This window comes from Pararobbsia alpina, assembly GCF_902859895.1.
In the GTDB taxonomy this organism is placed as follows: Bacteria; Pseudomonadota; Gammaproteobacteria; order Burkholderiales; family Burkholderiaceae; genus Pararobbsia; species Pararobbsia alpina.
Genome location: NZ_CADIKM010000004.1, coordinates 304,587 through 316,608, shown reverse-complemented (window position 1 = coordinate 316,608; position 12,022 = coordinate 304,587). Strand labels below are relative to the sequence as shown.

Annotated in this window: 8 protein-coding genes; 5 read left to right on the top strand and 3 right to left on the bottom strand. The window is 54.4% G+C overall.

Annotation, left to right across the window (positions count from 1 at the left end; translation table 11 throughout):
- Window positions 1-83: 83 nt before the first annotated feature.
- The 5 genes from HV670_RS07165 (at window position 84) to HV670_RS07145 (ending at window position 8,603) form a co-directional block, all read left to right on the top strand.
- Window positions 84-1,397 (top strand): glycosyltransferase family 4 protein, encoded by a 1,314-nt coding sequence (locus HV670_RS07165; RefSeq protein WP_175104042.1) that lies wholly within the window; start codon window positions 84-86, stop codon window positions 1,395-1,397.
- A 61-nt stretch (window positions 1,398-1,458) separates the two neighbouring features.
- Window positions 1,459-2,496 carry a sulfotransferase domain-containing protein gene (locus HV670_RS07160; protein WP_175104041.1) on the top strand — a complete coding sequence of 346 codons (1,038 nt, stop codon included), beginning with the start codon at window positions 1,459-1,461 and terminating at the stop codon, window positions 2,494-2,496.
- A 57-nt stretch (window positions 2,497-2,553) separates the two neighbouring features.
- Window positions 2,554-4,731, top strand: a complete 2,178-nt coding sequence (locus HV670_RS07155; RefSeq protein ID WP_175104040.1) for a glycosyltransferase family 9 protein — start codon at window positions 2,554-2,556, stop codon at window positions 4,729-4,731.
- Between the two features lie 65 nt (window positions 4,732-4,796).
- Window positions 4,797-6,809 (top strand): glycosyltransferase family 9 protein, encoded by a 2,013-nt coding sequence (locus tag HV670_RS07150; RefSeq protein ID WP_175104039.1) that lies wholly within the window; start codon window positions 4,797-4,799, stop codon window positions 6,807-6,809.
- Window positions 6,810-7,262: 453 nt separating this feature from the next.
- Window positions 7,263-8,603: a hypothetical protein gene (locus tag HV670_RS07145; protein WP_175104038.1), complete on the top strand. Its 1,341-nt coding sequence runs from the start codon at window positions 7,263-7,265 to the stop codon at window positions 8,601-8,603.
- Window positions 8,604-8,700: 97 nt separating this feature from the next.
- Here the strand turns inward: HV670_RS07145 and HV670_RS07140 are convergent, their stop codons facing one another.
- From HV670_RS07140 to HV670_RS07130, 3 genes are read right to left on the bottom strand one after another with little or no spacing between them, the layout of a single operon-like run.
- On the bottom strand, window positions 8,701-9,357 hold the full coding sequence (locus HV670_RS07140) for an ABC transporter ATP-binding protein (RefSeq protein WP_175104037.1): 657 nt from the start codon (window positions 9,355-9,357) through the stop codon (window positions 8,701-8,703).
- Window positions 9,354-10,154: an ABC transporter permease gene (locus tag HV670_RS07135; RefSeq protein WP_175104036.1), complete on the bottom strand. Its 801-nt coding sequence runs from the start codon at window positions 10,152-10,154 to the stop codon at window positions 9,354-9,356. The genes HV670_RS07140 and HV670_RS07135 overlap by 4 nt, the downstream gene beginning before the upstream one ends.
- Window positions 10,155-10,157: 3 nt before the next feature.
- A complete protein-coding gene (locus HV670_RS07130) occupies window positions 10,158-11,312 on the bottom strand; it encodes a KpsE/RkpR family capsule polysaccharide export protein (RefSeq protein WP_425511394.1) in 1,155 nt (384 codons plus the stop codon).
- Between the last annotated feature and the right edge of the window lie 710 nt (window positions 11,313-12,022).

The following is a 12,022-nucleotide window of genomic DNA, read 5'->3' as shown; positions in this document are numbered from 1 at the left end:
GGGGCGGTTGTCCCGGATTTGACATACTAAGAGCTACAGGCAATGCCATATCGAGGCATGGCTTTTCAAATGAACGATACGAAATGAAACGCGTTGTAGCGATTGACGGACATAATCTTGCATTGCAACGCGGTACAGGCGTCGCGACATATGCGAAGAACTTGGCGGACAATATTGTCGAGTTGGGTTGGGATGCATGGACTTTGTACGGCGCACCCATTTCGCCGAAATATAACAATCTGGTCCGGGAAATTTCGTTTTTCGATTATTTGGGGGGTACCGCAAAAAAACGGGGCACGATCGCTGATGCCTACGACTTTACCAAGGAGTTCTTTCGTGCCCCATTTGGTTACGAGGCATTCAAAGTACCTCTGTCCGGCATGGTAGAGAGTCGGCGCTTCGAATCGCGGTTGCCCCAAGAGGCGGCTATATATAACGTACAGAATCTTTTTAATGTTGCCCGGCGCTATTTCGCCCGGCACAAGAAGTTCCTGCCGGTCCGTTTCGATAATCCGCCAGATGTGATGCACTGGACGTATCCATTGCCTGTCCGGGTGGTGGGTGTGCCGAATATCTATACGATTCACGATCTCGTACCTTTGCGTCTCCCCTATACGACGCTTGACAACAAGCGGTTTTATTATCGTTTGATCAAGGGGTGTATCCAAAATGGTGAACGGATTTGCACGGTTTCCGAGCGCTCGAAGGACGACATTAGGTTGATGTTCGACGTTCCGGAAAGGCGGATTGTGAATACCTACCAATCGGTCGAGACGAATTTATCCGCGAGACAGAAAACTCTGGAAGAGGCGGAGCAGGAGGTCGAGGGGATTTATGGTCTCAAGCCAAAGAGCTATTTCCTGTTTTTCGGCGCGATTGAGCCAAAGAAAAATGTTTCCCGTCTGATAGAGGCCTTTCTTGCCGCGCGCCTGAACACCAAGCTCGTGATCGTGGGCTCGCGAGCCTGGAAGTCGGACGACGAAATGCGATTGTACGACAGCATTGAAAAGAAAAATTCCGGTGAAGGGGACAAGATCCATATTTTCGACTATGCTCCCCGGCCGTTCCTGATCAGCCTAATTCGGGCCGCCAAGGCCGTCGTCTTTCCGTCCTTGTATGAGGGGTTTGGTCTGCCGGTGTTGGAGGCCATGCAATTGGGTACGCCCACGCTTTGTTCCAATGGCGGCTCGCTTCCGGAAATTGCCGGTAGCGCGAGTATCTGTGTCGATCCGTACGATATCGGTGACATCAGGCGAGGCCTGGAAATGCTGGACGCTGACGAATCGTTGCGGAGCAGATTTTCGGTAGAGGGCATCGTGCGGGCAAGGATCTTTGGAGCGGAATCGTACCGGAAGAAGCTTCAATCGCTATACGACGAAGTCCTAACCGGAAATTGACATTTTCGAAACCGTCGTTTGCCGAGAAATAGTAAGCGATCATAAGGGGTGACGTAAAGCTATGTTGGTGCTGAATGTGGGAGTGGAAGGGTCTGCGTCGACGTGGGTGGATAATGTCGTCAAATCTCTTTTGAAACTAAATGGCTCGGAAGAGGTGACGGCGGGCTATGTCAGTGAAATGAAGACGGCGGCTCAGAACCATCAGCGACGAGTTGAAAATGCGATACTCAAATCGCATCAACCGAAAAACGACTTTCTTTTCATGATGGATGTCGGCGCCGCAAAATCCATTTTGACGATCCGGGACCCGCGCGATTCCGTCGTTTCCCTGATGCAGCGTTTCGACCGACCGTTTGAAAATTGCTTGAGAGACGTCGCCAGGAGTCTTTCTTATCTCGACGACGTTGACTTCAAAAATGTGCTCCTGCTTCGCTACGAGGACAGGTTTTTTGAAAAAATCGAAACGGTAGGATTGATAGCCGAGTATCTGGGGACGGCGGCGAGCGGCGAGCAGATCGGCGAAATTTTCGAGCGTTATAGTGCCGCGGCGGTTCGTGGCCTGTTGTCCCAGCTTTCCGATCTTCCGATCCAGGAGCTCGATGTGGGAGAGCATGTCGCGCATCGTGGGACGGGATTTTTTGCGCGTCATATCATCGATTCGCGATCCGGTCGATATCGCGAGGTATTGACTCTGGGACAGATCCACCAGATCGAGTCGGTGATCGGTCATGCATATGATCGATATGGATATGAACGGGTATGCAGCGTTATTCCTGCCGAGTGTTTCCCGTACGGCCAACAGGGCCAGCTATCGGGCGATATCTGCTATGTAACACCGGGCGATCGGAATTCGATCGTAATATATGGGCCATATATCAATCTGCCGAGAGGACGATGGTCCGTAAGGTTCCGGATTCAAGGGAACTGTCGGGTGGATGTGGCCGAGAATGGGGCGCAAATCGCGGCTGCAGGCTGCGGTGACAGAATGGAGTTCGAGGTGACGGATCCCTCGGTGGCATTGGAGTTCAGAACCTATGCGGATGAGGGGCCGTATTCGTTTGCCGGGGTCGAATTGACACGACTCGCGAACGGCGGGTGACTTTATTTTCTGCATTTCGATCGACAGAAATGCGATTAGTGCTGAAGGATTTTCAAAATGATCGGAAAAATGATTGCCAAGACGGGCTGGAGCAAGGGTGGCCGAAAGACTGATTCGGCTTCGAAGGAGAATGTGGCAAAGTTGATCAGTCAGCGAGAAAATCCGATTTACGGGGAAATCCTTCGCAAGGCAAAAGACGCCCAAGCTAGAGAGAAGTATATCGTCGCAATTGCCTTTTATGATCAGGCCATCGATTACGGCGGCGGGGATGTCGGCATTTTCTGCGAAATCGCCGACATGTATATCCAGTTGCGGAACTATAACGATGCGAGCCTCAACTTGCGGGAAGCTCAGAATCTTGATCCGGAAAACGCATACATCTGCATTCGTCAGGGTGATTTGCGCAAACTGGAACGTCGTTATGGCGATGCCGAAGCGTTTTATTCTCGAGCGCTGAAATTCAAGCCTCAGTGGGAATCTGCCGCCGCCAAACTCGACGAAGTTCGCAGTCTTGCCGCACAGAGCGCGGTGCTTCAGCAGGAACGCGAGCGCGAGCATGCAAAGAAAGTTGCAGTGCTCGAAATGATGAAGAGTTCGCCGGACGGCGACAGGCGAGTCGATCCCTCCTTGTTTGCCAAGACCTATGAGGAGCTATACCGCGATCATGGGCCGGCGTTCGTGTTTACCAAAAATGGTACGGAACAGAAAACCCGATGGGGGACGGGGCCGACCGTACGTGGCGTAGATGCGCTGCGCGGCTATCTGGTCTCCGACGTTCCCTACAAGAAACTGCAGATTTATCTCGACGGCGTGTTGCTGCATGAGGGCGAACTCGTCGGGGCGCCCCAGTCATTCGAGAAGTCCAATCCGAATATAAGGAAATATGTATATAACGCCTGGGTGGATTTTTCGAAATTCGCCTATGGGTGGCATGAACTCGTGTTCAGCGCGATCGGCCTGAAAGGCCAGTCGCTAGAGGGAATCGATTGGCGGCGTGAGCGCATCATCATTGCGCCGCCGCTGCCGGAAGGTTATTTTCAGGAGAACGACTCCTTGATTCCCCCCGTGGACCCGAATTCGGCGCTGTCTATCGTTAAACAGATCAACGAGCGCCCGAGCATAATCCATGAGGCATCGACGCATTCCTATCCCGGAAAAATCCAGAATGTTGCGGTGCTCCGGACCGACCAACTGGGCGACGTCGTGGTGTCGGTTCCCGCGTTCTTGCGCCTGCGCGAATTGCTACCTGACGCGAATTTGGTGGCGTTGGTGACGCCGGCCAACGCGGAGGTTTGCCGAACGCTCGGGGTATTCAACGAAGTCATCGAGCTGGATTTTGCAGAGGATGCATTTCATCGGCATCGCATCATGGATGAGCAGAAGCAGACCGCGCTCATCCATCAGCTCGCTGGCTACAAGTTTGACCTCGCGGTCGATTTCGTCATGAACGGGGTGTCGCGACGGTTGATCGGATTGACGGGCGCCCCCGTAACCATTGGGTATGGTTATGAGGATTGCAAAACATTGAAGCTCGATTTCGAGACGTATGACCCTAAATCGAACAACGATGTCACGCATCATTCCGTGCGGATGGGTTTGGTCGTCAAGGCGCTCGAACTGTGGCTCGACAGCGGCGCGAAGGTCGTGCGGCGGGATGATCTGGATCGATCAATCCTTGCCCAATACGGTATTGAGAAGGACGAGTCGTATGTGCTTCTGCATTCCGGATCGCGCATCAAATTTACCCAGTGGAACGGATATGTGGAGCTGGCAAACCGGATTGTCAAGGATTTGGGTGCGAAAGTCGTTTTCATGGCCGAGCACGACGAGTTCAAGAAGCTGCTGTCAAACGAGGCACTCGAGAACAACAAGATTGTTTACATGTCCGGAAAGATCCCGTTCGATCATTTCGACGCATTGATTTCGTTCAGTTCGGTGTTTGTCGGCAACGATTCGGGGCCGAAGCATCTCGCCGCCCTGCGGGGTACCCAGGTCATCAGCCTGCATTCCGCGCGAATTGGTTGGGGAGAATGGGGACAAGAGCAGACGGGTGTCGTGATCAGCCGGAAGGTGCCATGTGCGGGTTGCGGGTTGCATCACGAGCCGGACGATTGCGCCCAGGGCGTTGCCTGCATGGCGCATATTAAGGTGGACGAGGTGTTCGGGCAGGTCGTCAGGTTCATGCCGAAGCAAAAACATGCACCTATTGCGAGCAACATTGCCTACCTTGCGTAGGTAGCTGGGTGGCATGCTGCCGGTGCGGGATGCTATTTGTGCTCATTTGATTGACGGGACAAAAATTGAGTCTGAATACCAATTTGTGGCGCGAGGATTTGACGCGTCGAGCTCTAATTGCCAAGGATCAGGGGAGTTTTCTTGCTGCGGCTGAACTGTTTGAACAGGTGATTTCCCTGGGGGGCGGGAATTTGGGTCTTTCCCTTATATCCGGCCACATGTACAAGGAAGGCCGGGATTTCGCCAAGGCGGAGCGGCATTATCTGGACGCTCTGCGCCAGGCGTCCGATAACGCGGAAGTCCTCTTGCAGCTCGGACATTTCTACAAGATTACTGGGCGATACATCGAAGCCGAGAAGTACTACGAGCAGGTCAGAGCCATTCTGCCGGATTGGGACGAGGCGAGAATGGAACTGGATCGTCTCCGTAACAGTACCGAGCTCAAGCTCGAGCGTGAGCGCATCATGCCGGGGAATGACATCGATGCGCAGGTGAATGGCCTGATCAGCGAGGATATGCTCCCGAAAACCCGGGAGCAGCTGTATAACGCTCACCGTGAAGAGTTTGTGATCACGAGGGGTGGTAACCACCAGCGGACTCGCTGGGGAATCGGCGCGACGGTACGTGGAGTGGACTCGCTGCGGGGTTTCATCATTTCCGCCACGCCGCTGCTCGTTCTAGAGATCTTCCTCGATGGCGAATTGGTACACAAGGGCGAACTGCGCGTCGCCCCCCTGCGTCGCGAAAGGGAAAATTCGCAGCTCAGGAAATACGTGTACAACGCGTGGATTGATTTCTCGAAATTCCCATATGGAGAATATGAGCTCGTTTATCGGGCATCCAATATCAGAGGGGATGCTCGCGAAGGCATTGAGTGGCGCCGGGAGCGCATTATCGTGGCGGAGCCGATCGGCACGGAGCATTGCAAGAGCAGTCCGGCCAGTGTGCCTCCGCTCGAACCGAATCCCACGCTGTCCGTTGTCGAACAGGTCAATGCGTTGCCCAGTCTAGTTTTCAAGCCGTCCCCGCGCTCGTATCCGGGCCAGTTAAAGAACGTCGCGGTTCTCCGAGCCGATCAGCTCGGTGACATGGTCGTTTCCGTTCCCGCATTGCGCCGGCTGCGTGAGATTCTGCCGACATCCAGGATCGTCGGGTTAGTGAGTCCCGCCAATGCGGCTCTCGCGCGGACCCTGAATGTCTTCGATGAACTCATCCTGCTCGACTTCCCGGACAATGTTGAGCAGCGGGACCGCATCGTGGAGCGGGCCGGACAAGAGGCGTTGATTGCGCAACTGAAACCGTACAAATTTGATCTTGCCATCGATTTTTCGGTTGCGGGTCCCAGCCATAAGCTTTTGCCGATGACTGGCGCGCCGATGACGCTTGGTTTCCGCCGCGGTGGCGATAAGTCCATGGATCTGGTTGCCGAAGCTCGCGGCCCCAAGGGAGGGGAGGTCATCATCCGTCACTCGTCGTGGGTGCAACTTATCGTTGAAGCACTGGCACTTTGGCTGGATAGCGGCGCGAAGCCTGTCCGTCGTACGGATCTCAGCAAGAGCATGATCACGCCTTATGGTCTTGCTGAGGACGATGAATATGTGTTCCTCCACAGCGGTTCTCGTCTGGCATTCATCCGGTGGCCGCATTACCCGGAACTCGCTTGTAGGGTCCTGTCGCTTGGCAAGAAGGTCCTCTACATGGCGGAAGACCAGTCGCACCGGGAGTTGCTGCCGCAGGATGCGCTGGAGAGCGGCCAACTGGTCTATTTGGCGCAGAAACTGCCGTTCGAGCATTTCGATGCGCTGCTTTCGTATAGCGCCGCTTTTGTCGGCAACGATTCGGGGCCCAAGCATCTGGCAAGTCTGCGTGGCGTGAAGGCCGTTAGCCTGCACCCTGCGCGTGCGGACTGGCGCGAGTGGGGTCAGGAGTTCACCGGGGTGATCATAGGCCGTCAGGTTCCTTGCGCCGGGTGCCAGCTTTATTTCGATCCAGAGGAGTGCGCGCAGGGCGTGCCGTGCATCAACAATATTTCCGTGGACGAGGTGTTTCGGGAATTGAGGGAACTCTTGGACGCCTGACCGGCGGGCGTAGATGTCTGCCGGGCTGGAGTGCGTTGCATTAAGAGAGGAAAAAACAACGTCATCCAGACCGGTGGTATGGAACAGGATTGTGTCCATGTTTCCGGCGAGCCGAATTGATTTTTCCCTGAGCGGGATGCAACCGACCTGTTTGCGCGTCAGTGGATCGTCAAATTGGGGATTGTTTTGGCGAGATCCGGGTCGGGCTCGCTTTGGCCTCACACGGGGACAGCAGAAATCCGGCGCCGGATGGACACGGTCATCTCTCTTCGTGACGAGTATGAAACGGCCATGCAGACTGCATCATGCCTGTCGTCCGATTTGTATACTTTGGTTTGATTTGGAGCGGATATGTGGGTTAGATCTAATCTGAGCGACACGGACTCCATAATAATTGCGTTTACCGCTTACAATTCCAATGGGTCGAAGGCAAACGACTTCGATTTTTCTTCCTTGTCTCACAGTGATCAGTTTTCGGCGATCCTGATCAAGGATCTCGATAACTCATGGTATACCGGCGGGATCGCCGGGGCGGGCGAGACATTTCACGAGGTGATTGACCATTTGGGTACGATTTGCGCCCGATACAAGCGGGTTTTGTGCATCGGGGACAGCATGGGTGCATATGGCGCCATCCTCTATGGTGCCCACCTCAAGGCAGACAAGATCGTCGCCATTTCTCCGCAGACGACGGTGTCGGCCCGCACGTGCCGTATGATGGGGGATACCCGTTTCATCGCGCATTTCGATCAGCTATGTGGCGTACCTGAAGAACTGTCCGACGTCCGAAATATTATCCGGAGCTATCCCGTCAGATCGTTGGATGTGTACGTATCGAAAAACGACAGCGACGACGTTGAGAATGCAAGGAATATAGAAAAGATTGAGAATGTCCATGTCCAGTATATTGATTATTTCGATCACTGGATGGCGGAAGAATTCAAGCGATATGGTGTACTGAGGGCGCTGATCAGGAATTTTTTGCTCGATCGCGACAGTTTCGATGCGATTGCCTTTCTGGAGGGGGAGCGGGAGAGATTTGCCAGGATTTTGGCGGCCCCGAACGCCCAGCGGCTGGTGCAGGGCGACGTCCACTGCGAGAACATGGATGTCGATCTGAGTTTCGGGATGAAGGAGCGGCTGGAACGGGGGGATCTGATCTTCAAAACGACGGTGCTGGGTTTTTCGTCTCCGTGCTTCCGCACGAACTATTTCTATCGCAGCGCGGATATCGTGTCGTTTGACAAGGATATTGCCTATATACCAGTCAGGATTCCGCTCAGAGGTCAAGCCGACGGCGTCAACATCTTGCGTACCGAAGTGTGCTGCAGGGGGCGCTCACTGTCCAATATCGGTATTTCTCCGTCGGTCTCGAGGGGCGATGCCGGGGATGCCTCGTTTTCATATGGACCGGATATCGAGAATCTGGTGCCGGTCATGAAATTCCCGGACTGTGATCTGCCCACGGGACATTTGCCGCGGCGTCAGGGTTACTTGATGTCGGGACCATACATCGACCTGAACGCAGGATCGTACATCGCCTGTATTGTTCTGGAAGAGGATTTTGAATCCAGCGGAAACGTGTCGATCGATGTCGCTCGCGATTTCGGCAACGCGATTGCCATCCGGGATTACCTGGCGGGAATGAATCCGGTTCCGTCCGTACTTACACTCCCCTTTTTGTTGTCGAAGCCCGCGAAGAACGTGGAAATCCGGCTCCATGCGGAAAACTGGATTCGGGGGCGAGTCGAGAAAGTATTCGTGAAGCGGCAAGACCGAATCCACCCAAGTTAAGCGGGTCTGCCGCTACCGGCGTCTTTCTAGACGCCAGTCTTACTCTTAACTTGGGTGTATTGCGGCAAGACTAAGCGATCTGATCCGTCGGGCGGGTTCAATTTCCCAATGGTCTTTCGTAGTATTCGTATGCGGTTTCCACGTCGGAAAAATATCTTAATATGCCGGATTCGATAACGTAGGAGCGCGTGCAGTGCTCGCGTATCATGCGCGGGTCGTGTGAAACCATGATCATGGCTCGATCCGAGCGTTTCTCGAATAGCTCGATATGGCATTTGCGCTGAAATTCGGAATCGCCTACGGCGATGACTTCGTCGATGAGGAAACAATCGAAATCGATTGCCATCGAAATGGCAAACGCCAATTTCGCTCTCATCCCACTTGAATACCGTTTTACGGGTTCGCGCAGATAATTGCCGAGACCGGTGAATTCCTCAACGAAAGGCAGAGCCTTTTCGTAGGAAGCGCTGTATACGCGGCAAACGAAACGCAGATTATCCAGCCCGGTCAGGCTACCCTGGAAGCCGCCAGAAAACGCGAGAGGCCACGAGACGCTCATCCCGCGTTTGATCTGACCGGCCGTCGGCAACTCGGAACCGCTGATCAGGCGAATCAGCGTTGATTTTCCTGCGCCATTCTTGCCAAGGATGCCGATGTGCTCGCCGCGTTTGATCTGGCAGTTCACATTATCCAAAACCAGACGTTTACCGTCGCGCACTTCATATTTCTTGCAAACGTCGATCAGCTCAATCATTGCATTTCTACTCGTTTAGATGCGCCGCGAACAACCAGAAAGCCTAACCAAGTCAGGACCAGACACCATGTGCAGACATATGGAATGCTGTAGTAGGGGGTAACCTGGCTTCCGAAATACCCGTACCGGAACAATTCGGTGCAGTGCGAAACCGGGAAGAGCATCACGATGTCGCGCGCCTTAGGAGGCAGATAGCTCGTCATGACGAACGCCCCGGATACCGGAATCTGGAAATATGCGAGTGGATGCCATATGCGATCGACTACCTCGCTGTATTCGGTGAGGCCACCAATGATCAGACCCATCGCGCAGGTATACCAAGCCAACAGTCCCCAACCGATCACCATATTCACGATGTCGACAGGGGGATCGATGATGCCGGCGGCCACGAGACCGAACATCAGGGTCACAGTCGATAGCGTGACACCGCCGATTTCAAGAGCGAGTCGGGCAAAAAACAGATCGATCACTCGGACATTGCGGTGAAAGAGTAGGGACGCATTAGGTTCGATGGCAAGCGCGCATCGCCCTATACCGTTCCGCCACACGAGAAGCGTCGAATAACTCGTCAGCGCGAACGAAACGATGTTGATGTGATGGTTCGGATTGGCATCGTGCGCGACGCTCCATAACGCCATGACACCTATCGTGAACAGCATGGGTTCGGCAAACAGCCATGCAAAACCGATGTTGTGTCGCCCGTAGCGTGTAATGATCTCACGCATGATCAATGCGTGGATGATGCGTGCCTGTATGCGTAAGGACCGTATCAGCGGTATGGTGGAGGGTGCGTTCATCGCTTAGTCCTGATGCTCTCGAATGCTGGCGATCAGCAGCGTCAGTACGGCCCAGCAGATGACGCCCACCGCAAACGCGGCGATGATGCCACGAATCCGCTTCGGTTCAACCGCAATATCCGGCGTATTCGGATTGACGAGAACTTCGAGATAGAGTTGCTGCTTTTGCGCCTCGGCGCGCGCGCTATCGAGTGCGGCCATAGCCGCGGCGAGTTCCTTGTCGGCGAACTCGGCATCGAGTTCCAGACGCGTATAGGTGGTTGCTTTCTCGGACAGCGAGTTCTGGCCGCCCGCCACTGTGCCGGTCGCGGACTGAATCTGGCTGTTCAGCGTGTCGATATATTTGCGCAGAACAGGAATCTGCGGGTTCTGCGGCGAGATGGCCTGCAATTGGCCGAGCTGGGACTGGGCCGCCAACAGCTGCGTTTGCAGGCTGGCTACCTGTTGAAGCTGGAGGGCGGACTGCCTTTCGGGATCGAAAACGGTATGCGATTGGCGATAGGCCGCCAGTGCCATTGCGGCATCCTTCGCCTTCTGGGCAGCAAGCTCCAGCTGACGTTGCGCGAACTGGACAGTATCGCTGGCGGCGCGGTCGTTGAGGCGATTGATCAGACGTTCGCTGATCTGAATGAGCGTCGCGTTGATCTGCTCCGCATCCTTTGCCGTGTAGGACCGTACTTGTAGGGTCGTGATCGACGACGTGGGATCCAGCGTGGCAGACGCGATGTGTTTGCCATAGTACCGCCACAGGTTTTCGAAACTGCCGCCGAGCATCGTATGGAAGCGGCTGATGAAGTCTCCTTGCTTGGAGTAGGAGTTCAGAATGTAATCATTCTGATTGAGTTCCCTCAACGCATCTCGCGACTCGATGTAGTCGATCAGCGGGTAGGTATCGTCGTCGGCTTTGGAAAAACCCGTTCCCTCCAGAAGCGCGTTGACCATGCTCGTCTGTTGCTGCTGCCGCACACTGCGCACCACAAAGCGCGATTCCGAGACATAAACATCGGAAGCAACGAACCCGTAATAGAGGATGGCGAGCGTGGTGGGGACGAGGACGGTACAGGCAAAGAGACGGTTGATGCCTTTGATGCGTTCCCTGACGGTCTTAGGGGGCTTGGCGGACAAATGAGTCGCCATGCTGCTCGATACGTTTTCCAATTTTGATCCAGGAATGTAGCGCTGTCGCGTAAGATTGAGTTCGCGAGAGGGAGGGTGGTGGAGGCGCGGTGGGGTGTTAAGCTATGCCCTGATCACGGGGCTGCGCACGACGAAGTGTGACTCTGACACATACACCCCGAGGCAATCAAGCCAAAATAATCAATGGCGATCGTGGTCGACAAAACGACCGTCAGGACAAAGAGCCGATTGACTCCCTCGAGGCGCTCGATCAAGCCTCGCTTCTTGCCCGCCGGTGGTACTGCCGTTTTATTGTTAGCTACTGTTTCCAAAGTCTTATCCCAATTAGATGGCTCTTACAGATTCCCTTCTGAAGCATTCGCGAATCAGCAGAGAGAACGGGACATGCCAGCAACACTTGCAGCCAATGACTGCGCAAGTATCTATAGCGGGCCGACGCGAGCGCTCGCTCAATGGATGCGCCTTGACCAAGCCTTGAGGTCTAGCAGGCGGTTGCACATAAATCTAAGCGCACGCCTCGGAACACAACAAGGGCGATCGATATAGCGACACGAAAGGAGTCACGCTATCGCGAAGTTCTGGCGACATGATCCAAGATTTTCGCTTAGGCTCCTATTAATTTCAGTAGCAATGATGTACCCTTTGTGCCTGCTAAAGACCACCCGCCATCAACTTAAATCACTCGGGGTTGTTTAGGGGAAAGCTTGTCGCGTCCCAAGGACAAGCCTGGT

What these genes read in the sequence shown, in the direction of transcription:
- HV670_RS07165 (WP_175104042.1), top strand. Translation starts at nt 84, where the DNA reads ATGAAACGCGTTGTAGCGATTGACGGACATAATCTTGCATTGCAACGC.
- HV670_RS07160 (WP_175104041.1), top strand. Translation starts at nt 1,459, where the DNA reads ATGTTGGTGCTGAATGTGGGAGTGGAAGGGTCTGCGTCGACGTGGGTG.
- HV670_RS07155 (WP_175104040.1), top strand. Translation starts at nt 2,554, where the DNA reads ATGATCGGAAAAATGATTGCCAAGACGGGCTGGAGCAAGGGTGGCCGA.
- HV670_RS07135 (WP_175104036.1), bottom strand. Translation starts at nt 10,154, where the DNA reads ATGAACGCACCCTCCACCATACCGCTGATACGGTCCTTACGCATACAG.
- HV670_RS07140 (WP_175104037.1), bottom strand. Translation starts at nt 9,357, where the DNA reads ATGATTGAGCTGATCGACGTTTGCAAGAAATATGAAGTGCGCGACGGT.